The sequence below is a fragment of the Priestia sp. YIM B13551 genome (assembly GCF_042787905.1).
Taxonomy (GTDB): domain Bacteria; phylum Bacillota; class Bacilli; order Bacillales; family Bacillaceae_H; genus Priestia.
In genome coordinates this window covers 65,917-87,754 of sequence record NZ_JBHZOX010000002.1, presented here as the reverse complement: position 1 = coordinate 87,754, position 21,838 = coordinate 65,917, and the positions used below count along the sequence as shown (strand labels likewise).

Below are 21,838 nucleotides of genomic sequence, written 5' to 3'. Positions count from 1 at the left end.
AAAAAAGACTGCTTTCAAGCAGTCTTTTTTTAGTTTATTTATTTAGCTTTTTGACTAATTCATCACCCATTAACTCAGAAGAAAAAGGATCTCGGCTTGTGACAATTTGATCATTTGCCCAAACGGCATATGCTTTTTTATCCATCTCAGGGATGTAGTTAGCCACTTCACGAAGTTCTTGTTCTAAACTGTATGGTAAAAAGGGAAGTACTTCTTCCGGTTCGATTTCATCAGGATAACCGGTTACGTCTAGTCCTTTAATTAACAGTTCATCATCGGATCCTTTCAAGAAAGCAAAAACAGAAGGTCCGTGACACTCAGCTGCTAAAATACCTCCGTTGTCGTACACTTTGTTCATAAGTGCATGCAAGTCCACATTTTTTGCTAAGTCAAACATAGCGCCGTGGCCGCCTACTACTAAAATAACGTCATAGTTCTCAGCATCTACTTCTTCAAGTTTCATTGTCTGATCCGCTCTTCCTGATTCATATAATTGCTTATACGTTCCGTCTGGATCAAAGTCTTCTGAAATACTTCGAACGTCTACTTCCGGCTTACCTCCAAAAGGTGAGGCTAAATCAACGGTGTGCCCTGCGTCCTCAAGCTTTTGCAGCGGAGCAAATAATTCTTCTGCCCACCAACCTGTGTGATAATCTTTCTCTTCGTATCCGCTTGATAATACAGCTAACACTCTTGCCATGTTTATACCTCCTAAATAATGTAAAACGTATAGTGATACATATCATGTATTCATTGTGAACTGTACCCTATATAAAAAAACTTTAAACAATGGCAAGTTATGAAAAGGTAGCGTGAATCATAAACAAAACCAAAAAAGAGATAGCAAATTTAAGATGCCACTTTTTATCTGTACGCTTATAGCGCTTCACGCCCATCACGAGTAAACAAGCTAGAACAGCCATCGTAATAATTCCTGAAAAGTACGTAAAATTTGCTTGAAATCCTTTTATTAAAGCCATATAACCATGTAAAATAATCAAGGCTGTTGATATAAGAGCAATGGGAACGTGCCACTGACGAACGTACTTGGCTAAAAATTGGATAAGCGGTTTTAACTCAAAATTTCCTTTTTTTATGTGCGATAACGGTTTCCATTTTAATAATAAAAAAATAGGATAAATGGCTAAAGCTGCAAAGAAACCAATTCGTGCGATTGAACCAAGCTCTTTAAAATTCCCTTCATATACTTTAGAATCGAGCGGAAGGGAATGTTTATAAATAGGGATGTAAATAAGCCCTGCTACAACTAGTAAAAAAGAGATAGTAAAGATAAAGATCACTTTTTTGCGCTCACTTTTATTTTTGATTAATGTCTGTAGCCATGATTTTTTAGCTGGAGATTTAGCTGAATTCATTTTCTTCCTCCTCGGAAAAAACTAGTTAATGTCAGTATGAACTTTTTTCCTTAAAAAACCTTTAAAAATCCTTCTTTTTTAGAAAAATTCATTTTTTTCTTTGCAATACGCGTTATAGTTAAACAAAGGGTTTAAAAAGGAGATGAATACATGAAAAAAAGAATAAGTATATCTATAATCAGTCTTTGTTTACTTTTAACGGCCTGTGGTCAGGAACCTGCTCAAAGCACAAATGCTGAGCAGCCAAAACCGTTGGACGTAAATCTTCAAGGCCCAGGGGCGTTACAGAAAAATGAAAGCGGTATCTACAAAGCCGAAGTTACATATGGAGACGAAAAAGTGAAAAATGATGATGTTGAAATGATTGAATTTGAAATAGAGAAAAAAGATGGCGAAGGGAAAGGGAAGATGTTAAAGCCTAAACAAATAGGAGAAGGTGTATATGAAATACAAACATCTTTCTCTGAGCCTGGCACATATACCGTGCAATCACATGTTTCTGCAAAAGGGACGCATAACATGCCTCTTATAACCGTTACGGTTAAATAAAAGAAGTCAAGGATTCTAATTCCTTGGCTTCTTTTCGTTTAGTATGTCCATTGAATTCCCATTCTACAAGGGGAAAAGGTTATTTGGAATAGGATGATTTTTTCTATCATCAATTAAAGTAATGCACTGAGCCAGCTGTTCAATTCCTCGTTTGATCGTATTCGTATTTACTTGTGAGATGCTTAATCGGAGAAGAGTGTCTCGTTTGTATTCTGGTAAAAAAAATCTAGAAGCATCATCAACATATATGTGCTGCTCGTTTAGCATGTGAACGATCTGTTTTGCTGTCACATGCTCAGGCAAACTAATGGATAAATAGAATCCTGAAGTTGGTTTAGAAAAGTGTGTATGAGCGGGTAGCAGTAAATCACATGCTTCTACAAGAGTTTGCATTTTGGTATGGTATACCTCTTTTATCTTTTTAAGATGACTAGTAAACATGCCGCTTTTTAAATAAATTTCAAGAGCACCTTGGGAAAGCGCTGAACTATTAAAATCTGAACTGAACTTATATCGTAAAAAGTTGCTATTCATTAACGAAGGAAGCACGACAGCAGCAATACGTAACCCAGGAAGAAAGATTTTCGAAAAGCTTTTAATGTAAATAACTCGTCCAGAAGGATTAAAAGAAAATAAAGGATCTTATTTTGCATCGGGATCAAGGTCACCCAAAAAGTCATCTTCCACTATATATACATCGTATTTTTCGGCTAGCTCCACGATTTTTTTCTTCTCAAAATTTGTATAACAATGCCCAAGAGGATTGTGAAATCTTGGAATAATATAGAAAAATTTTATATCATTATTTCGAAAAATGTACTCCAAACGATCAAGATCAATCCCTTTCATCGATAGCTCGATCCCAAAAGCAGTAGCTTGGTGCAGCGTAAGAGACTCGATAAAACCGAAATAAGTGGGCTGTTCAATCAGGATATTATTTTTTCCATTTGGAAATGGCATAGAAACTAATAAGTGAAGAGCTTGCTGAGACCCGGATACAACAACTAACCTTTCAGCTTGAGTGAACACCTGTAGGTTCTGCAAGTGTTTCACTAACTGTACCCGTAATGAGTAAGAGCCTTGTTGATCAGAGTATGTAAAAAGCTCTTCTTTGTAGTGTTCAATCGCTTGGTTTATACAATGCTGAAATTCAAGATAAGGCATAACGTTTTTATCTGGACCAGCAGACAAGAAATCAATCACTTCATTTTCATTCGTCCTATGTTGAAATTCTGCCACAACGTAGTAGCCGCTTTTAGGAACAGAATAAATTAAATGCTCTTTTTCTAGTTCACTGTACGCTTTGATAACGGTATTCTTGCTGCACGAAAAATGTTGGGATAGTCGGCGAACAGAAGGGAGTTTACCACCTGCAATAAGCGATCCAGTTGCTAGGCCAAGCTTAATTTCTTCCATGATTTTCAGATATTTCAAACTCATAGGTCCTACTCCTTTAATTTGTACCCGTACAGATAGGTAAAAGAATGATTTATTTTAGTAGTTGTCCTGCGCTATCCTTTTAATTATATCAGAACTTTTTTTAGAAAAATGGTACAGTTCTGAAAAATAAAAAGACAGGGGTAGGGTAAGATGCAAAAAGAAACGAGAGAGAAAATGGGCTTATTGTTGGGGTTAGTAGGCGTTATCTGTTTTAGCTTAACCCTTCCTTCTACAAGCATTGCAGTGGAGTATTTCGGAACGACAGTCGCCGGTTTAGGAAGAACAGCTGTAGCTGCTGTTTTAGTAGCTGTGATATTGATTGTACGAAAAGAAAAATTTCCTTCTCTTCGCCAATTTAAAAGTCTGCTGATCGTCGCTTTAGGCGCAGTTTTAGGGTTTCCTCTGCTCACTTCTTGGGCAATGAAATCCTTGCCTGTTTCTCACGGAGCGGTTGAACTCGCTCTTTTACCATTAGCCACAGCCGGTTTTGCGATGTTTAGAGGGGGTGAACGTCCTTCTTTAAAATTCTGGGTCTCAAGTATAATCGGTTCGGCAGCTGTTATCGTGTATGCTCTTCACCTCGGATTCGGTCAACTGCAGTTTGCTGATGCAGCTTTACTAGCAGCGGTGCTGATACTTGGACTGAGCTACGCAGAAGGAGGGGGGTTAGCAAGAGAATTAGGCAGCTGGCAAGTAATTGCTTGGGCCATTATCATCGGTGCACCATTTTTTATGATTCCAGTGGGACTAAGCATTACAGCTGAAATGCTCCATGCGCCTTTACAAGCGTGGGTTAGTTTGATTTATCTCTCAGTAGTGAGTCAATTTTTAGCATATGTTGCTTGGTACAGCGGGATGGCTATGGGTGGAATAGCCAGAGTTAGCCAGGTTCAATATTTACAGCCATTTTTAATGATTCTGTTTGCAGCTCTATTTCTAGGTGAAACAATTACACTTTTTACTCTTGCTATAGCAATAATTGTTGTCTTTTCGGTTGTACTAGGCAAAAACGCTTCGGTGTCAAAAAAAGAAGTGCATCCACAGAAAATGGTGAATAAAGACGCTTAACTAATATGTGAATTTGTTATATTAAAACAACATGCTCTATTCCCATTAGCAATCAGCAGGCTCATTGGGTCTCCTGTGTTCTCTATGCAAGTTTCAAGAGCCAAAAGATAAGAAATGAATGAATTTCCTATGTAAAAAAGGTATATAACGGTTTTTTTTTACATAGGTTGAACATTATACAAGAACTTGTACACCGAAAAATACAATTAGACAAATAATTCGTATAAAGCTTGTCATATACATAGAGAGAAGAGGTAGTGATGAAAAAGGACGGGAAATAGAGGAGATAACGAGATGAACACTTTTTTGAAAGGAACGTTTATTCTAGCAGGTGCTGCCTTTGCAGGAGAGTTAATTGAATTTCTTGTAAATATGGTACTTGCTAGAGAATTAGGAAGGGAAGGCATGGGCATGTACATGACTGTTCTTCCTATCATTTTTCTTATTGCCACCGTAGCTAACTTAGAACTGCCTATTTCTATTTCTAAATTTTTGGCTGAACATCATCGCAAAGAACATCAGCATATGATGAAGCATGCCACCATTTTTGCGACTGCTGTGAGCTTGGGAATCTTTTTTATTACACTGGCCGTATTAGCAGCCTTTCCATTTTTTAGTCACTATCATCCTTACTTGAAATGGGTCGTACTATGTTTCATTCCGGTTGTTTCATTTTCAGCGGTGCTTCGTGGATATTTTACGGGTAAAAATAATATGACGACTATCGCTGTGTCTAATTTTATCCGCAAAGCCTTTCAGCTAACGATTTTATTTGTTGTTTTTCAAATGTTTGCTTTCACAGATGTTAAAATGTCGCTGTTTATTGCGATTTGTACGCTAATTGGAACCGAAGCTGTTATTTTGCTTTATTTTTTTATCACGTATGTTACTCAGTTAAGTGTTTTATCAAGAGGGCACAGACCTCTGCTTTCTCCAAGTGAGATTCGGAAAAAGCTGTTAGGCGTCTCACTTCCGACCACGGGACTGCGTTTATTTAACGCGGTATGTAATGCTATTCAGCCGTTTTTAATCAAACACGCGCTCGTTTTATCGGGCATGACTTTAACCGGGGCAACGCAGCATTTTGGTATGCTAACAGGGGTAGCGATGTCGATCGGATTTTTTCCAGCTTTCTTTGCTCATTCTCTTTTAGTGGCACTAATACCTGCTGTATCTGAAGCTCATGCGAAAAATCAGGAAGAACAGCTTCAAAGACTTTTGACTCAAAGTATGCAAATGACATTTTTATATGGGATTCCGTCTATAGTGGCGATGTATTTCTTTGCTGAGCCGCTTACTAACTTGTTTTTTCATTCTACAGAGGCCGTGTACTATTTAAAGGCTTTATGGCCGTATTTTCTTTTTCACTTCTTTGCCGTCCCGCTTCAAGCTTATTTAATTGGACTTGGCTATGTAAAAGATGCTTTTTATCATACGATTTGGTCTCATATTGTATCTTTTTCCCTGATGTTTTTCTTAGGATCACAAACAAATATTGGCATGCAGGGAATTATTATCGGGATGAACTGTGGCGTGGTTGTCTTGACCGTTCTGCATTATGTAACGATTTGCAAAGTCATTAACGTTTCCTTTTTTTCACTTAAGCATAAAACGCATTTATCTTAAAAAAACCTCCAACAGTGAAGTTGGAGGTTTTTTGGTTACCAGTTATTCATAATTGAGCTAAACAGTGTAGCAGGGTCTTGTCCGCCGCCGCCTGATAAGTATTTCGTTGTTTGCGTAGAATTAGCATTATCAAAGCCAGCGTGGATAGAAACGACTGCATCATCGGTATACCCGACAAACCAAGCATCTTTGACATCGTTGGTTGTACCGGTTTTACCTGCAGCATCTCGTGAAGAACGAGCGTTAACACCTGTTCCATAGCTTTTTTCAATCACATCCTGTAGCATGGATGTCATTGTATCCGCATTTTCTTCACTCATTACTCGCTCTGTCTGAATGTCTGGCTTTTTCACTTCACCGTCGCGCATCTCAATTTTTCGAATTGCGTACGGCTTAGTCATGACGCCTTTGTTAGCAAAAGTTGTATATCCTTGTGCTAACTGAAGGGGAGAGAACGTTGTGGTCGTTCCTCCCAGAGCAAGCCCTAATTTTGACTTATCGTCATCTTCAAGAGGAAGTCCAGCTTTTTCCATGAATTTTGCGCTTGTATCAATACCAATTTGTTTTAAAAGCCAAACAGCTGGAACGTTAAGCGAACGAGTAAGTGCTTCACGCATTGTCACATGCTTTTGATATTCACCTTCTGCGTTTTTAGGGCTATATCCACCGCCAAAGTCTTGTCGTTCGTCACTTAAGAGTGAAGTTGGTGTATAATCTCCAGTTTCTAAGGCTGGACCGTATACGGCTAAAGGCTTAATAGCTGAACCAAGCTGATAGCCGCTTGTAGCACGGTTTAAGCCGTTTCGCTCATAGCTGCGTCCTCCATACATCGCTGAAATTCCACCTGTTTTAGGGTTAACAGCTGAAATCCCAACCTCTACTTTGCTGTTGATGTCATCATCTCGGAACATATGATTTGCTACAGAGTTATTAATCGATTCCTGTAAATTAGGATCTAAATCTGTATAAATGGCATAACCACCCTTGTAAAGGTCATCAGCAGATACGCCATACTGTTGAGCAGCTTCTTTAATTACATAATCAATAAATGCTTGATTTGAGTTCGGTTTTTTAACCGGAATACTAGGCTTGACTACACGTTCGTTTAACGCTTGCTGATACTGAGTATCACTAATAACGTTTTGGTCATGCATCAGTTTCAATACAACGTTTCGTCGGGCTGTCGCTTTTTCTGTACTATTGCTGGGTGAATAAGTACTCGGCGCTTTTGGCAGTCCTGCTAAAAGCGCAGCTTCGCCTACGGTTAAATCTGATACAGGCTTATTAAAATAAAGCTGAGAAGCTGCACCAATACCATATACACCGCTTCCGAAATAAATTTGATTTAAATATAATTCCAAGATTTGATCTTTTGTAAATTGTCTTTCTAAACCTAATGATAGAAACATTTCATCTACTTTACGTTTAATGGTCTTATCACTAGATAAGTAAAGATTTCTTGCTAACTGCTGTGTAATGGTACTTGCGCCTTCAGCTTTACTCATTGTTACAATGTTCTTAAAAAGGGCGCGGCCAATACCTTGTAAATCAATCCCAAAATGCTTGTAAAAGCGACGGTCTTCCGTTGCAACAAACGCCATTTTTACATAATCGGGAATTTCATTGCTCGAAACATTTTGACGGGGAACGGTTTTATACAATTCGTCAATCTTACGGTCATTTTTGTCATAGACTACCGTACTTTGAACCGACTGCAGTTTCGAGTAAGATAAATCAGCCGTTTGCTGAAATTGCTTTAATACATAGGTAACTCCTAGCATTACAATTAAAACAACGACTAAAAAGGCTAAAATAAATTTCCTCATGTTGGTTCACTCCACTAAGTAATAATTCCATGTTTACACATAGCTACATTCTTCGTCTTTACAAGGTCGTTATGTAAAGAATGCTAAAGTTTGTTGATCCATTCAATCTTTTAACAGAGAGATGGATGATAAAGTATTAACGTTCACAAGCTGACGCGCTAAGTTTAATAAAGGCTATTATTCAAGTGCAGGTAAGTTTTTAGGGTATAAGATGATTGACATAAATAGCTCTTTACGCAGTTATTTTTTGCTTACTCGCAGATGTTTCGTTTTTTTATTAAACTGAAACGAAGTGAAATACAATCATCTGAACTTAGTTTACCCATAAATTTGTGTTTGTCAAATAAAGTCGTATAAAGCACCATTCGGGGCTTTGTTCCCCTTTATGAAAAAACAAGCTGGTATTTTACGTTCTGTTTCTCATAGAAAAAAGTTGTTATAACACGTATAAGAAATAAGATTTAGTACGTTCGGGTATAAATGCTGATATCTGTTGAAAGTAACGAAATAAAGCAAAAATTAACTAATTTATCAGACTAGGGCACTTTTTATACGAAGGAGGACGGGCGAGTTTTAATCATTATCCACCTTTTGACGGGAGCACTTAGCTAAAAGTGGAATATTTCTTTCCCCGTTGTAAGTCAAACGAATTAAATACCTAGCTGCATATGAGCAATGGCTATATGAAGTTATTCAGTATTATGTGATACTGCCAGCAAAACATACAGGTATTTCTTTGACAGTAGTTCCTTTACAAATGCTTCGAAAGTTCTTATAATAAATTTATCTTTAATTCGAGATATTTAAAAGGAGTGGATATACGTGAAACATATTTTTAAAAAAGGAACGGACGAGACGAAACCGACTTTGTTGCTGTTGCATGGTACAGGAGGTACAGAACAAGATCTGCTTCCTGTTGCAGATATGATTGATTCCTCTTGCTCGGTATTATCTGTAAGAGGAAATGTACTAGAAAACGGAATGCCCCGTTTCTTTAGACGTTTACAAGAAGGAATATTTGATATAGAAGATTTAATTGAACGCACAACAGAACTTCATCAATTTTTAGACGAAGCGGCTGAAACATATTCATTCGACCGACACAACATCGTAGCTGTAGGCTACTCAAATGGTGCCAATATTGCAGGAAGTTTGCTATTTCATTATGAGAATTCTTTAAAAGGGGCGGCTCTTCTTCATCCGATGGTTCCAAGAAGAGGAGTTGAAGTGCCTAAGACGGACGCCTCTATCTTTATCGGCGCAGGCACAAACGACCCTATTTGCCCAGCATCAGAAACAGAAGAACTTTCTGCGCTTTTAGAAAAAGCCGGAGCAGACGTACAGGTGCATTGGGAATCATTTGGACATCAGTTAACAAGAACAGAAATTGAAGCAGCTGAAAAATGGTATCGGTCAAAATTTTAATTTAAAAACTTTCCGCACTCGTGCGGGAAGTTTTTTTATTTTTAAAAAATAATGACAGTTATCGTACAAAAGATAGATATAAATGGTAAAAAGTACTTTTTTTACTGAATGAAGGGAAATTTTATGATATCATTTTATTTCCGGTATATCTTTGCAGAACAGCTATTTTTAGGTAAAGTATCAAATTATTTTAAAATTCCTGGTTTCTATCACAAAAAAATGAAACCAAAGTCTGAGTAAACCGTTATAATAAATGCAGGATTTAAATTCAAAAGGATGGTTAAAAGCATATGACTCGTTTTTTTATTGTTTTACTTTTCGTTCTAATGGTTATATGTGTATATACCATTATTTCGCAAACCCTTTATCGTCGCTATCATTCATCAGTCATAATAAAAGGGGAAAAAAAGCATAAAATAGCTATAACATTTGACGACGGGCCTCATCCTGTTTATACACCAAAAATTTTGGACTTGTTCAAACTGCATGAAATGAAAGCTACTTTTTTTATTGTGGGAGAACTAGGGGAGAAACACCCGTCTATTTTAAACAGAATGATCGATGAAGGACATGAAGTAGCTATACATCATCATCGTCATGTGAGTGCATGGACGCAAACACCTTGGCAATTAAAAAGACAAATTCATCAATGTGCACAGGTTATAAAGAAAGTAACAAATCAAAAGCCGCTTTTTTATCGTCCGCCGTGGGGACATTTAAATATGAGCAGTTTATCAATGGCCAAGCCATATCACCTTGTGATCTGGACAGGAATCTTTCAGGATTGGACACTAAAAACAACGAAAACGGCATTAGTTCAAAAACTAATGCGTAAAGTAGAAGATGGAGCCATTTTTGTGTTACACGATAATGGAGATACCCCGGGAGCAGATGAAAAAGCACCTGAAATGACGATTGCGGCGTTAGAAGAATTTTTACCTTACTTAAAACAGCAAGGGTATGAAAGTATAACCATGCAGCAATTGATGAATCAATCGTAAATAGAGGAGCGAGCAGTGGACTTAACAATTATTTCTCAGTATATACATTCCTATGGTTATATTGTTATTTTACTTGTACTTTTTTGTGGGATTGTTGGAATTCCAGCGCCTGAAGAATCATTTTTAATATTATTAGGCATGTTTATTGCCAAACATCAGCTGAACTTATACGAATCATCTCTTTTTGCTTTTTTAGGTGTTATAACTGGAATGCTTACTGCTTACGGGCTAGGAAGGTATGCGGGAACCCCATTTTTTGATAAATACGGAAAATACGTAGGGTTAACCAAAGAGAAAATTGAAGCGGCAAGCGGCAGCTACCATAAATATGGGATATGGACCATTTTATTTGGTTTATATATTCCAGGCTTGCGTCAAATTAGCCCATATATGGCGGGAATAAGTCGCTATCCGTTTTTGCTTTATTTATTGTTATCGGTAGTAGGAAGTCTAGTATGGGTCCTTTCTTTTCTAATTCTAGGTTACTACGTAGGAGATCGAATTCATATTTCGTATATTATCATGGGGGCTGTAGCTTTTTTTGTCATTTATTTACTTATAAAAAGAAAAAGAAACCGAAAACGTCTTGAGAGGAGGGATGGTCAATGAGGAAGGTTTTATTCTTACCGCTTTTTCAGATGCCATCTGGTCATCACCAAGTAGCAGACGCCGTTATGGATGCCATCATGGAGCGTTTTTCGCACGTTATTTGTCAAAAAATTGATTGTTTAAGCTATTGGAGCAAACCGCTTGAACAAATGATTTCATCGATATACATGAAATGGATTTCTGTTTTTCCAAAGCAGTTTGAAAAATTTTATTACGGTCATGTATACAAAAAAAACGACCATACGATGGATGATTTTGTTGTGAAAAAGTGGCCGATTATCGAATACCATATGAAAAAATTAATTGATGCAGAGCAGCCGGACGTCATTGTTTGTACACACAGCTTTCCTTCCTGTGTATTAAGCGGGTTAAAAGAAAAAGGAATCATTGATCTTCCTATTATAAACGTATACACAGACTTCTTAGTAAGCGACGTATGGGGTAAAAATGGAATTGAGCTTCACTGCGTGCCTGATCAGGATACAAAAGCGTTTTTACAAAACGTTCACGGTGTAAAAGAGTCTTCTATTTATGTAACGGGCATTCCCGTTCATAAAGCGTTTTTAAAAAGACGGATTGACCATCTCATGCCACAGAAACATATACTGATTGCCGGAGGGAATTCCGGCCTTGGAAATGTACGCAAAATGCTTCAGCAGCTTCCGCAAAACTGTACGTATATGTATTATGTGCTGTGCGGAAAAAACAAAAAGTTGTATCAAGAACTAATAAAATTGAACCACCCGAGAATTAAAGCGGTCTCGTATGTAAAATCGAGAGAGAAAATGAATGATTTATATGAGGGAGCAGATGCCATTGTCACAAAAGCGGGGGGAGTGACAATTAGCGAAGCCCTTCACAAGAGACTACCTATTTTTATTCACTCATCTCTTCCCGGTCAAGAACAAATTAACATTGAATATCTAAAAGAAAAAGAGCTGCTGATACCGCTTAATGATGCTGAAGCCTTTGAACAGCAGCTTAAGAACATTTTAGAAAATGATGTGAAACGAAACCGGTTGATAAAACGGATGGACGAATATGTAGACAGCTTAGAAGTAAAAGTAGATCGCGTGCTTGCAGATCACTTTAAGCTGTATCGATATGAGACAAGTCAAAATCAATTTTAAGCAGAACATTGGTTATTTCTTTTTACATTCGATAAACTAACTGTAGAGATAGCATCTGTAGAAGGTTAGATGAAGTAAAAGGAGATTATAATATGAACTCAGTTATTGAAACGATTTTAAATCATCGTTCTATTCGCAAATATGAAGACAAACCATTGTCGGAAGAGCAAATTCAGACGATTGTAGAAAGCGCACAGGCAGCTTCCACATCAAGCTATATTCAAGCGTATTCCATTATTGGAGTAAAAGATAAAGAAACGAAGCGAAAGCTTGCTCAATTAGCAGGAAATCAGTCTTACGTAGAAACAAATGGACACTTCTTTGTATTTTGCGCTGACTTTCATCGTCATGATGTCATTGCGGAAATGGAGAAAAAAGATTTATCGACAGCGCTCGAAAGCACAGAGCAGTTTATGGTAGCTATTATTGACGTTGCCCTTGCTGCGCAAAATGCAACGCTTGCTGCTGAATCAATGGGACTTGGAGCTTGTTACATTGGCGGTTTGCGTAACGAATTAGAAGAAGTAAGCAAATTGTTAAAACTGCCTCATCATGTAATCCCGTTATTTGGTCTAACGGTTGGACATCCAGCGGGTATTACGGATAAAAAGCCGCGCTTACCATTTAAACATGTGTATCATGAAGAAACATATGAGCCGAATGATGAGCAGACGAAAAAAGAATTAACAGCGTATAACGAAGAAATTTCTGCTTATTACAACGAAAGAACAAATGGCAAACGCCAAGACACATGGACTGGTCAAATGGCTGAAATGCTTTCCAATCCTAAGCGTATGTATATGAAAGAATTTGTTGAAAAGCAAGGATTTAACAAGAAATAAAAAAGCTGGGACAAAAGTAGTTTAGCCGAATTGAAAAACGAACCGCTGATCAAAATTTTTGATTAGCGGTTCGTTTTTTTTTGTTATGAAAAAAACTTAATATACCCGTTAAATGATCACTAAAAAAGAAGAGGCATAGCCAGCAATGGTAGAGAAATTTAACTATTTTAGTAAAAACAACAATAAAAAGCAGTAAAAAGTAGAAACGTTTCATCATATAGCCAAATTATCAGAAATATTACGATTGAATGTTCTGTTTTGTTAAGTTTTGTAATAAAAGTAGCACGGCTCTGTAACGGCTGTGAAATGTGAGGATGATATCATTCAATCATTGAGTAAATAAGGAGGTATTCTTAATGAAAAAATTTATATTTACTCTAGGAACAACAGCAATCCTTTCAGCAGGATTTGTAGGTGCAGCTTCTGCTTCTACAAGCGGAACGTATCACGTAGAAAAAGGTGATACGTTATGGAAAGTCGCTCAAAAGCACAGCGTGAGCGTAGACGAGCTAAAAGATGCAAACAACTTAACATCTAATATTATTTATCCAAATCAAGAATTAAACGTAGCTACTATAAAAGAAATGACGCACAAAGTTCAGCAAGGAAACACATTATGGTCCATCAGTCAGCAATACGGCGTGACGGTAGATCAAATTAAAGAATGGAACGGACTGAAGTCAGATTTAATTTATCCTGGCGAACAATTAAAAATTCAGTCTCCAAACGGTCAAGCTCAGCAATCAAGCCCTTCAGTAGCCCAAGCTGCTCCAGAAGCTCAGCAAGCTCAAGCACCGGCTGAACAAACTCAAGAAGAACAGCAGCAAGCTCAAGCTGAACAAGCTCAAAAAGAACAACAGCAGGCTCAAGCTGAACAGGCTCAAAAAGAGCAGCAGCAGGCTCAAGCTGAACAGGCTCAAAAAGAGCAGCAGCAAGCTCAAGCTGAACAGGCTCAAAAAGAGCAGCAGCAAGCTCAAGCTGAACAAGCTCAAAAAGAGCAGCAGCAAGCTCAAGCTGAACAAGCTCAAAAACAACAACAACCTGCTGAATCGTCACAACAAGCCAGCGGCAAATCAATGACAGTTGAAGCAACTGCCTATACGGCTAATTGTGCTGGATGTAGCGGTACAACTGCTACAGGAGTGGATTTAAAAGCAAATCCAAATCAAAAAGTAATCGCTGTTGACCCTAGTGTTATTCCATTAGGTTCGAAAGTTTATGTAGAAGGCTATGGTGAAGCTGTAGCTGCCGATACAGGTGGAGCAATTAAAGGCAATCGAATTGATGTATTCGTTCCTTCTGAAGGTGATGCTCAACAGTTCGGAAGAAAATCTGTTAAAATCACGGTTATGAACTAAGAAGTTCTTTATAAAATTGCTAGTCTAGTATAGAAATACATAGCTAGTAAAGCAAAAGAGGTGCCTTATGGCACCTCTTTTTACTTTATAATACGCTTTGCTCCTGCATAGCTGTTTTTCCAGTAAGCTGTTGAAAGTGATTGCGTTTTAACGCCTTTGCTGCTGACATAAATGAATTCTTGTTTGTCTAGGTAAATTCCTACGACTGAAACAGATTTGCCGTTTTTAAAGAAAACTAAATCTCCAGCCTGCAGGCTGTTTTGCTTTACGTCCGTGCCGCTTTTATACTGATCTGCTACTGTACGGGGGATAGAAATATTTGAACCCGCGTTTTTATATACATACTGTGTGTACCCTGATACATCAAAACCTTTTGGTGTCGTACCTCCATATTTATATGGCTTTCCAATTAGCGTTTTGGCATACGATACAATTTGCTGCTGTTTTGCACTAACAGAAGCTTGAGGTGCTGGAGCCGGAGAAGGTGCGCTTGTACTTTTCACTTTCAGCACTTGTCCAACTTTTAGCGCATCTGTTTTTAAATTGTTTAATTTTTTTAATTCAGCTACCGTCATGCCGTACTTTTTAGCGACTGCTGTCAGCGTGTCTCCTTTTTTCACCGTGTAGGTGCCATTACTATCAGCCGGTGTAGATGGAGCTGTTGGTGAAGGTTGAATATCTTCATCAAGCAAATAACTCATATTTGCGTTAAACGTTACTTTTCGCTTCGTTTTATAGCTCTTCGCTTTTTGCTGAAATTGCGTATTGTATGCGTTGATTTCTTTTTCAAAATTTGCAGAGATCTTATTAAATTCCGCGTCACTTACATCTCCATACGCATAGTCTTCAAGATCCACAATGTAATTGTAAAGAGCAATTAAGCTGTCGTATAAATACCCTTGAAGCTGACCAGCTTCTGAATTAAGGTGATTCATCGCATAATTTTTATCAGTCTTTGTTAGAAACTGGTCAATTTGATCCGCAAGCTGATCATATGCCGCTAACGCTTTTTCGTCATCTTTTATTCCTTCAATTTCTTTTAGCTTTTTTTCTACGGTTTTATAAAATGGTGCGTAATAATCTGCTAGCGAATTAACGTCTTTTTGATAAACGCTGACAGAAGAAGCAGCATAAGCAGAGTGACTAAAAACAGGCGTTGTCACCGATGCTCCTACTAAAACGGATGCTGCTATAAATGGTACAAGTAGTTTCTCTTTTTTCATTTGTAAAGTCCCCCAAATATCCAAATAATAGTATAGCAGATAGATTATACTATATTAGGTTATAAAAGAACTAGTACTTTTCCTTTAATTTCATATTTTTTAGCAGTTTGCGTACCTGATAGAAGATAATTTAAGGAACAAAGAAAATATGTGATACAATGTACAAATATTCAGTTAAAAAGGAAGTGTACGATATGCAGCAATTTATCAAAGAAATAGCGCGCGGAAAAAGAGGATCAACTGACTTAACGTATGAACAAGCAAAAGAAGCAGCTCGCTTAATCGCTTCTGGACAAGCTACGGATGCTCAGATCGCTGCTTTTTTTATTGCGGAACGTATTAAAACTGAAAATGCAGATGAACTATTGGGATTCGTTCATGCTTTTCGTGAAAAAACAAAAGAAATCCCGCTGTCTCAGCCGTTAAAAGATAAATCAATTGATTTTGCAAGCCCTTATGCAGGGAGAAATTCATTTTTTGCCACCATTCCTGTATCGATTTTATTAGCTGAAAGAGGTGTGCCAGCTTTTTTACACTGTACAGAAGCACTTCCTCCAAAGTTTGGAACAACGATTGAAGACGTACTTCATTCATTACAGATCCCTCAAGCTCAAACGATTGAAAACATCGGTCATGTGTTTGAAACGTTAAAAATTGGCTTTGTAAATGCTGAAACAATTTCTTATCCTCTTAGTCGCATCAAAAAAATTCGTCATGAAATTGGTGTAAGGACACTTATTAATACGGTTGAAAAACTACTAAACTTATCGAATGCTTCTTCTTTAATGATGGGGGCTTTTCATCGTACGGCCATTAATAAGATTGTGCCTATTTTTGCTTCTCTGCCTTTCAAACACGTATACGTGGTACAAGGGATAGAAGGATCAGAAGATGTACCTGTACATAGAAGCAGCTTTGTTTTTACTATCTCAGAAGGAGAGATGGAGTCGTTTATTGTCAATCCAAAAGAATACGGACTGTTTGTGGAAGAAGAGCACTTTGAAAAGAAAATAAGTGTTGAAAAACAAGCGGAATATGTGATGCGCATTCTGGAGGGTGAATCTTCTTCCGAACTGACTTACGTCTATAATCAAGTAGTATTAAACGCTGGATTGCGCTATTATTTATTTGGCTATGAAGCTTCTATTGAAAAAGGAGTAGACTATGCAAAACGTCAGCTAGCTGAAGGTTTGGGCTGGAAACACCTGCAGAAATGGAAAACACAAGCGATTTCAGAAGAGTAAAAGGTGAGCAAACATGCTCATCTTTTTTTATCGGAAGAGATAAATCCTTTGTTTTTTGTCAGAAAATTTACTATAATTAGTTATGTATTTGTGTTAGAAAATGTCACATTTGATGTTAATAAAAAATAGATTAGCAGAAAGGAAGCTTTCATTGAAACTTACGTCGAGAGAACAAGAAAAATTAATGATTGTCGTAGCTGCAGACTTAGCAAGACGCCGTCAAACAAGAGGATTAAAACTTAATTATCCCGAAGCAGTAGCTATTATTACATATGAAATTATGGAAGGAGCTCGTGATGGCAAGACGGTAGCACAGCTAATGCGAGAAGGGACCAAGATTTTAAAACGAGAAGATGTAATGGAAGGTATTCCGGAAATGATTCATGATATTCAAGTGGAAGCTACCTTTCTAGACGGAACCAAGCTCGTCACTGTGCACGATCCAATTCGTTAAGAGGAGGGAAAGATATGATTCCAGGGGAATATTTCTTAAAAAAAGACCCAATCACTTGTAATAACGGAAAGAAATCAATTAGCGTGACTGTAATCAACAGAGGCGATCGACCTGTTCAAGTAGGGTCACACTTTCATTTTTTTGAAGTGAATGCTGCGCTCGAATTCCCCCGCGAAGCTTCGCTTGGCTATCATTTAAATATTCCGGCCGGTACAGCCGTTCGTTTTGAACCAGGTGATGCAAAAGAAGTCGATCTCGTTGCTTTCTCCGGAACAAGAGAAATCTACGGTCTTAACAATAAAACAAACGGATCGCTTTCTGATAGAAAGGAAGATGTATAAGATGAGTTTTCAAATGTCGCGACGTCAGTATGCAGATATGTTTGGACCAACCGTTGGAGATGCTGTTCGTTTAGCAGACACAGAGCTATTTATTGAAATTGAAAAAGATTTCACAACATATGGAGATGAAGTGAAGTTCGGCGGAGGAAAAGTCATTCGTGACGGAATGGGGCAGCATCCTCTTGCAACACGAAGCGAAGCAGCGGACTTAGTGTTGACAAATGCAATTATTGTTGATTATACAGGCATATATAAAGCAGATATTGGAATAAAAGATGGACTCATTCAAACCATCGGAAAAGCGGGCAATCCCCTGCTGATGGATGAAGTAGACATCATCATTGGTGCGAGTACAGAAGTGATTGCAGCAGAAGGGAGAATTGTAACCGCCGGCGGTATTGATGCACATATTCATTTCATTTGTCCGCAGCAAATTGAAACTGCTCTTGCCTCTGGAGTTACAACAATGATTGGAGGAGGAACGGGACCGGCTACAGGAACAAAAGCTACAACTTGTACACCCGGAGCGTGGCATATTGAACGAATGCTTGAAGCCGCTGAAGCATTCCCAATGAATATTGGCTTTTTAGGAAAAGGGAATGCAAGTGCTAAAGAGCCTTTAATTGAGCAAATTGAAGCAGGAGCGATTGGACTAAAGCTTCATGAAGACTGGGGAACCACGGCATCTGCCATTGACACAAGCTTACAGGTAGCAGACGAGTACGATGTTCAAATTGCGATTCATACAGATACTTTAAATGAAGGCGGCTTTGTCGAAGATACGATTGCAGCGATTTGCGATCGAGTCATTCATACCTATCATACTGAAGGAGCTGGAGGCGGACATGCACCTGATATTATGGAAATGGCAAGCTTTCCAAACGTGCTTCCATCATCAACTAATCCAACAAGACCCTATACTGTCAACACGCTTGAAGAACATTTAGATATGCTCATGGTATGTCACCATCTTGATCCCTCTGTACCAGAAGACATCGCTTTTGCTGATTCTCGCATTCGCAAAGAAACGATTGCAGCTGAAGATATTTTACACGATTTAGGTGTATTCAGTATGATTTCTTCAGATTCCCAAGCAATGGGACGTGTAGGAGAAGTGATTACAAGAACGTGGCAAACAGCTGACAAAATGAAAAAGCAGCGAGGGAAACTTGATGGTGACAGCGAAGCTGGCGATAACGCACGTGTCAAACGCTATGTAGCTAAATATACGATTAATCCAGCTATTGCTCATGGAATTTCCGAATACGTAGGATCAGTAGAAACAGGGAAAATGGCTGACTTAGTCCTATGGGAGCCAGCGTTTTTTGGAATAAAGCCTGACTTGATTGTAAAAGGCGGTTTGATTGCACACAGCTTAATGGGAGATCCTAACGCTTCAATTCCAACTCCACAGCCGGTTTTATACCGTCCGATGTTTGCTTCTTATGGAAAAGCAAGAGCTAAAACGTCTTTTACGTTTGTGTCAAGAGCAGCGTACGAGAACAAAGTGGGCGAGAAACTGGGGTTGCAAAAGCTGCTTAAACCGGTCAAAAATATTCGTCAATTAAAAAAAACAGATATGAAGTTAAACGGGGAAATGCCTAAAATTGAAGTTGATCCCCAAACGTACGAAGTCAAAGTAGATGGACAAATGATTACATGTGAAGCAGCAGAAGTTGTGCCTATGGCGCAGCGATACTTTTTATTTTGAGGTGAAAGAAATGGTAATCGAAAAAATTATCGGAAATATGGCAACATTAGAAAAACGGGTTCCACATATAGAAAAGGTATATATCGAAAGTGATCACTTAGTAAAACGCGTTCAGCGCGTTGTAACAGATCACGGTAAGGAACTAGGAATTCGTCTAAAAGAAAATCGCGAGCTCACTGATGGCGACGTGCTGTTTATGGATGAAAGCAATATGATTGTTGTGCAGGTGCTGGCAGACGATATTTTGACGATTCAGCCGATTGATATTCAGCAAATGGGAGAAATTGCTCATCAGCTTGGCAACCGACATTTGCCGGCACAGTTTGAAGGTGGAGACATGCTCGTACAGTACGATTATTTAGTCGAAGAATTGCTCCGGCAGCTTGATATTCCCTATAAGCGTGAAAAAAGAAAAGTAAAACAAGCTTTTAAGCATATCGGACACAGTCATGACTAATTCATTGCTTTCGCTGATTCAACTATGTGATTCAAATTTTCCATCCGGTGCATTTTCACATTCGTTTGGCTTTGAAACGTATATTCAGCGAAACCAAATTTACAACACAGAAACCTTTCAAGAAGCGCTTCGTACATACCTTGATGTTCAGCTGACGTATACGGACGGCTTAGCATGCAGACTGGCTTATGAGTATGCGGCTCATGACCAGTTTAACGAAATTATGAGAGTGGATCATGAATTATACGCTCTTGCTTTGTCAAAAGAAACAAGAGAAGGGACAAGACGCGTGGGCCAGCGCATGTTAAAACTTTGCTTAGAGTTATTTCAAGGCTCTTATTTAGAAAAGTATATGAGTGAGGTAAAAGCAAAGAAGGCGTATGGACATCCTGCTGTTGTATTTGCGTTAGCCAGCCTGCAGTTAAATATCACAAAAGAAGACGCAATTTTAAGTCACTTGTACGCTAGCATTTCTTCGTTAATCCAAAATGCTGTTCGCGGCATACCGATCGGTCAAACGGATGGACAAAAAACGCTCGTTCTTTTTCAGCCGCTGCTGCAGCACGCACTTCAGCATATTTTACAAGCAGATCAAGAGGAATTTGGTGCCGTGACACCAGGGTTAGAAATCGCTCAAATGCAGCATGAACAATTGCATGTCCGATTGTTCATGTCATAAAAAAGGAGGGAAGGCCTTCTAACGATGAAGGCGTAAAAAATGAATGCAATTAAAATTGGAATTGGTGGACCTGTTGGTGCAGGGAAAACAATGTTAGTAGAACGATTAACGCGTGCACTAGAAGGACAGCTAAGCATGGCGGTCGTTACAAACGATATTTACACAAAAGAAGACGCGCAATTTCTAGTAAAAAACAGTATTTTACCGGAAAATCGCATCGTAGGAGTAGAAACAGGAGGATGTCCTCATACGGCCATTCGAGAAGATGCATCTATGAACTTTGCTGCGATCGATGAGTTAGTGGAACGTCACCCGGATGTTGAACTTATTTTTGTAGAAAGCGGAGGAGATAATTTAGCCGCAACGTTTAGCCCAGAACTCGTTGATTTTTCGATTTATATCATCGACGTAGCACAAGGGGAAAAAATCCCGCGTAAAGGCGGTCAAGGAATGATTAAATCTGATTTATTCATTATCAACAAAACAGATTTAGCCCCGTATGTAGGAGCCAGTTTAGAAGTAATGGAAAAAGATACAATCCAAGCGAGAGGGCACAAGCCTTTTGTTTTCACCAATTTAAAAGAAGATAAAGGGCTCGACCAAGTGATAGAATGGATTAAAAAAGAGGCCTTTTTAATCGGCCTTGAATCATGAGCTACACGGGTTATTTAGAGCTTCGAGCAGAAAGAAACAGTGAGCGTACCGTTATTAAAGATACGTACCATTACGGGGCTTTCAAAGTTGCCAGACCTATTTACATGACTCCTGAATCCCCTTTTGTCTATATGCTTCACGTAGGCGGAGGATACGTAAGCGGAGACAAGTATAAAACGATGATAACGGTAGAGAAAAATGCCCAGCTGACGGCTACTACTCAATCTGCGACAAAGGTGTACAAAACACCGAACGAAGCTGTTTTACAAGAAACGTGTATAACTCTTGAAGAACAAGCCATCATGGAATATATACCAGACCCGCTTATTTTGTATGAAAATGCTGCATTTGTTCAAGAAATAACGGTTCATATGGCACAAAACGCTGCTTTGTTTATGTGTGACAGCATAACTCCGGGGTGGTCGCCGGATGGGCAGCTGTTTCAATATACCTCTATGCGTTCCAAGCTTAAACTGTATGTAAACGAGCAGCTGAAGGTATACGATCACTTATACTTGAAGCCAGAAAGCCATTTGCGCGGCATGATGAAAATGGAAGGGTATACTCATTTTGGATCGATTATCATTGTTCATCCAAACGCCGACGACGCATTTATAGCGAAAGTACATCAGCTGTGCGAAGAGGCAGGCTGTAAAGTAGGAGCTTCCGCACTTCCGATCCCCGGATGTGCTATTCGAATATTAGCTGCTAGTACACAAGAAGTTGAAGACATAATCGCTAAAGTATACGGATTGTTCCGACAGCATTTACTAAAAGCTGAAGTATCACTTTTGCGTAAGTATTAAAGAGGCTGGGACAAAAATA

At 38.5% G+C, this 21,838-nt stretch carries 21 protein-coding genes and 1 pseudogene; 17 read left to right on the top strand and 5 right to left on the bottom strand.

Features of this window, described 5'->3' with window-relative positions:
• Positions 1-34: 34 nt before the first annotated feature.
• Positions 35-700 (bottom strand): type 1 glutamine amidotransferase domain-containing protein, encoded by a 666-nt coding sequence (locus tag ACFX4N_RS09455; protein WP_013057675.1) that lies wholly within the window; start codon positions 698-700, stop codon positions 35-37.
• Between the two features lie 97 nt (positions 701-797).
• Positions 798-1,376 carry a hypothetical protein gene (locus ACFX4N_RS09450; RefSeq protein WP_064471829.1) on the bottom strand — a complete coding sequence of 193 codons (579 nt, stop codon included), beginning with the start codon at positions 1,374-1,376 and terminating at the stop codon, positions 798-800.
• A gap of 150 nt (positions 1,377-1,526) precedes the next feature.
• Here ACFX4N_RS09450 and ACFX4N_RS09445 point away from each other — a divergent pair, with 150 nt between their 5' ends.
• A complete protein-coding gene (locus ACFX4N_RS09445; RefSeq protein WP_057273467.1) occupies positions 1,527-1,925 on the top strand; it encodes a FixH family protein in 399 nt (132 codons plus the stop codon).
• Between the two features lie 63 nt (positions 1,926-1,988).
• On the opposite strand, the pseudogene ACFX4N_RS09440 reads toward ACFX4N_RS09445, so the two are convergent.
• Positions 1,989-3,365 (bottom strand): annotated as a pseudogene (locus tag ACFX4N_RS09440) (aminotransferase-like domain-containing protein).
• Positions 3,366-3,515: 150 nt separating this feature from the next.
• Here ACFX4N_RS09440 and ACFX4N_RS09435 point away from each other — a divergent pair.
• On the top strand, positions 3,516-4,433 hold the full coding sequence (locus tag ACFX4N_RS09435) for a DMT family transporter (protein WP_013057670.1): 918 nt from the start codon (positions 3,516-3,518) through the stop codon (positions 4,431-4,433).
• A 294-nt stretch (positions 4,434-4,727) separates the two neighbouring features.
• On the top strand, positions 4,728-6,059 hold the full coding sequence (locus tag ACFX4N_RS09430; protein ID WP_013057669.1) for a polysaccharide biosynthesis protein: 1,332 nt from the start codon (positions 4,728-4,730) through the stop codon (positions 6,057-6,059).
• A gap of 35 nt (positions 6,060-6,094) precedes the next feature.
• Here ACFX4N_RS09430 and ACFX4N_RS09425 read toward each other — a convergent pair whose 3' ends face one another.
• Complete coding sequence (locus ACFX4N_RS09425) at positions 6,095-7,885, bottom strand: transglycosylase domain-containing protein (RefSeq protein WP_013057668.1); 1,791 nt, start codon at positions 7,883-7,885, stop codon at positions 6,095-6,097.
• Positions 7,886-8,707: 822 nt separating this feature from the next.
• On the opposite strand from ACFX4N_RS09425, the gene ACFX4N_RS09420 reads away from it, so the two are divergent.
• The 6 genes from ACFX4N_RS09420 (at position 8,708) to ACFX4N_RS09395 (ending at position 14,250) form a co-directional block, all read left to right on the top strand.
• On the top strand, positions 8,708-9,310 hold the full coding sequence (locus tag ACFX4N_RS09420; RefSeq protein WP_029322598.1) for an alpha/beta hydrolase: 603 nt from the start codon (positions 8,708-8,710) through the stop codon (positions 9,308-9,310).
• A 290-nt stretch (positions 9,311-9,600) separates the two neighbouring features.
• Entirely contained in the window at positions 9,601-10,311 is a 711-nt protein-coding gene (locus ACFX4N_RS09415; RefSeq protein WP_013057666.1) for a polysaccharide deacetylase family protein, read from the top strand.
• A 15-nt stretch (positions 10,312-10,326) separates the two neighbouring features.
• Positions 10,327-10,920: a DedA family protein gene (locus ACFX4N_RS09410; protein WP_013057665.1), complete on the top strand. Its 594-nt coding sequence runs from the start codon at positions 10,327-10,329 to the stop codon at positions 10,918-10,920.
• Positions 10,917-12,050 carry an MGDG synthase family glycosyltransferase gene (locus tag ACFX4N_RS09405; RefSeq protein ID WP_013057664.1) on the top strand — a complete coding sequence of 378 codons (1,134 nt, stop codon included), beginning with the start codon at positions 10,917-10,919 and terminating at the stop codon, positions 12,048-12,050. The genes ACFX4N_RS09410 and ACFX4N_RS09405 overlap by 4 nt, the downstream gene beginning before the upstream one ends.
• Positions 12,051-12,142: 92 nt before the next feature.
• Positions 12,143-12,892, top strand: coding sequence for an oxygen-insensitive NADPH nitroreductase (gene nfsA, locus ACFX4N_RS09400; RefSeq protein WP_192100313.1), 750 nt, complete (start codon positions 12,143-12,145; stop codon positions 12,890-12,892).
• 356 nt (positions 12,893-13,248) lie between these two features.
• On the top strand, positions 13,249-14,250 hold the full coding sequence (locus ACFX4N_RS09395) for a 3D domain-containing protein (protein ID WP_098288063.1): 1,002 nt from the start codon (positions 13,249-13,251) through the stop codon (positions 14,248-14,250).
• An 80-nt stretch (positions 14,251-14,330) separates the two neighbouring features.
• Here ACFX4N_RS09395 and ACFX4N_RS09390 read toward each other — a convergent pair whose 3' ends face one another.
• The gene (locus ACFX4N_RS09390; RefSeq protein WP_063671955.1) at positions 14,331-15,473 is read right to left on the bottom strand and encodes a C40 family peptidase; all 1,143 of its coding nucleotides are present in this window, start codon (positions 15,471-15,473) and stop codon (positions 14,331-14,333) included.
• Between the two features lie 194 nt (positions 15,474-15,667).
• Between ACFX4N_RS09390 and ACFX4N_RS09385 the strand changes: the two genes are divergently transcribed.
• The 8 genes from ACFX4N_RS09385 to ACFX4N_RS09350 all read left to right on the top strand — a co-directional run bounded on the left by ACFX4N_RS09385 (position 15,668) and on the right by ACFX4N_RS09350 (position 21,819).
• Positions 15,668-16,717: an anthranilate phosphoribosyltransferase gene (locus tag ACFX4N_RS09385; RefSeq protein WP_013057660.1), complete on the top strand. Its 1,050-nt coding sequence runs from the start codon at positions 15,668-15,670 to the stop codon at positions 16,715-16,717.
• 151 nt (positions 16,718-16,868) lie between these two features.
• On the top strand, positions 16,869-17,171 hold the full coding sequence (locus tag ACFX4N_RS09380; RefSeq protein WP_192100314.1) for an urease subunit gamma: 303 nt from the start codon (positions 16,869-16,871) through the stop codon (positions 17,169-17,171).
• A gap of 14 nt (positions 17,172-17,185) precedes the next feature.
• Positions 17,186-17,512: an urease subunit beta gene (locus tag ACFX4N_RS09375; RefSeq protein WP_013057658.1), complete on the top strand. Its 327-nt coding sequence runs from the start codon at positions 17,186-17,188 to the stop codon at positions 17,510-17,512.
• Between the two features lies 1 nt (position 17,513).
• A complete protein-coding gene (ureC, locus tag ACFX4N_RS09370; RefSeq protein WP_192100315.1) occupies positions 17,514-19,223 on the top strand; it encodes an urease subunit alpha in 1,710 nt (569 codons plus the stop codon).
• A 10-nt stretch (positions 19,224-19,233) separates the two neighbouring features.
• On the top strand, positions 19,234-19,680 hold the full coding sequence (ureE, locus tag ACFX4N_RS09365) for an urease accessory protein UreE (protein ID WP_192100316.1): 447 nt from the start codon (positions 19,234-19,236) through the stop codon (positions 19,678-19,680).
• Positions 19,673-20,359 carry an urease accessory protein UreF gene (locus tag ACFX4N_RS09360; RefSeq protein ID WP_013057655.1) on the top strand — a complete coding sequence of 229 codons (687 nt, stop codon included), beginning with the start codon at positions 19,673-19,675 and terminating at the stop codon, positions 20,357-20,359. Before ureE ends, ACFX4N_RS09360 begins: the two co-directional genes overlap by 8 nt.
• Before the next feature lie 39 nt (positions 20,360-20,398).
• Positions 20,399-21,013 (top strand): urease accessory protein UreG, encoded by a 615-nt coding sequence (gene ureG / locus ACFX4N_RS09355; protein ID WP_013057654.1) that lies wholly within the window; start codon positions 20,399-20,401, stop codon positions 21,011-21,013.
• Positions 21,010-21,819: an urease accessory protein UreD gene (locus ACFX4N_RS09350; protein WP_057273460.1), complete on the top strand. Its 810-nt coding sequence runs from the start codon at positions 21,010-21,012 to the stop codon at positions 21,817-21,819. The genes ureG and ACFX4N_RS09350 overlap by 4 nt, the downstream gene beginning before the upstream one ends.
• The last annotated feature ends 19 nt before the right edge of the window (positions 21,820-21,838 follow it).

What these genes read in the sequence shown, in the direction of transcription:
- ureG (WP_013057654.1), top strand. Translation starts at nt 20,399, where the DNA reads ATGAATGCAATTAAAATTGGAATTGGTGGACCTGTTGGTGCAGGGAAA.
- ACFX4N_RS09360 (WP_013057655.1), top strand. Translation starts at nt 19,673, where the DNA reads ATGACTAATTCATTGCTTTCGCTGATTCAACTATGTGATTCAAATTTT.
- ACFX4N_RS09375 (WP_013057658.1), top strand. Translation starts at nt 17,186, where the DNA reads ATGATTCCAGGGGAATATTTCTTAAAAAAAGACCCAATCACTTGTAAT.
- ACFX4N_RS09445 (WP_057273467.1), top strand. Translation starts at nt 1,527, where the DNA reads ATGAAAAAAAGAATAAGTATATCTATAATCAGTCTTTGTTTACTTTTA.
- ureE (WP_192100316.1), top strand. Translation starts at nt 19,234, where the DNA reads ATGGTAATCGAAAAAATTATCGGAAATATGGCAACATTAGAAAAACGG.
- ACFX4N_RS09430 (WP_013057669.1), top strand. Translation starts at nt 4,728, where the DNA reads ATGAACACTTTTTTGAAAGGAACGTTTATTCTAGCAGGTGCTGCCTTT.
- ACFX4N_RS09390 (WP_063671955.1), bottom strand. Translation starts at nt 15,473, where the DNA reads ATGAAAAAAGAGAAACTACTTGTACCATTTATAGCAGCATCCGTTTTA.
- ACFX4N_RS09395 (WP_098288063.1), top strand. Translation starts at nt 13,249, where the DNA reads ATGAAAAAATTTATATTTACTCTAGGAACAACAGCAATCCTTTCAGCA.
- ACFX4N_RS09450 (WP_064471829.1), bottom strand. Translation starts at nt 1,376, where the DNA reads ATGAATTCAGCTAAATCTCCAGCTAAAAAATCATGGCTACAGACATTA.
- ureC (WP_192100315.1), top strand. Translation starts at nt 17,514, where the DNA reads ATGAGTTTTCAAATGTCGCGACGTCAGTATGCAGATATGTTTGGACCA.
- ACFX4N_RS09455 (WP_013057675.1), bottom strand. Translation starts at nt 700, where the DNA reads ATGGCAAGAGTGTTAGCTGTATTATCAAGCGGATACGAAGAGAAAGAT.
- ACFX4N_RS09425 (WP_013057668.1), bottom strand. Translation starts at nt 7,885, where the DNA reads ATGAGGAAATTTATTTTAGCCTTTTTAGTCGTTGTTTTAATTGTAATG.
- ACFX4N_RS09435 (WP_013057670.1), top strand. Translation starts at nt 3,516, where the DNA reads ATGCAAAAAGAAACGAGAGAGAAAATGGGCTTATTGTTGGGGTTAGTA.
- ACFX4N_RS09405 (WP_013057664.1), top strand. Translation starts at nt 10,917, where the DNA reads ATGAGGAAGGTTTTATTCTTACCGCTTTTTCAGATGCCATCTGGTCAT.
- nfsA (WP_192100313.1), top strand. Translation starts at nt 12,143, where the DNA reads ATGAACTCAGTTATTGAAACGATTTTAAATCATCGTTCTATTCGCAAA.
- ACFX4N_RS09415 (WP_013057666.1), top strand. Translation starts at nt 9,601, where the DNA reads ATGACTCGTTTTTTTATTGTTTTACTTTTCGTTCTAATGGTTATATGT.
- ACFX4N_RS09350 (WP_057273460.1), top strand. Translation starts at nt 21,010, where the DNA reads ATGAGCTACACGGGTTATTTAGAGCTTCGAGCAGAAAGAAACAGTGAG.
- ACFX4N_RS09385 (WP_013057660.1), top strand. Translation starts at nt 15,668, where the DNA reads ATGCAGCAATTTATCAAAGAAATAGCGCGCGGAAAAAGAGGATCAACT.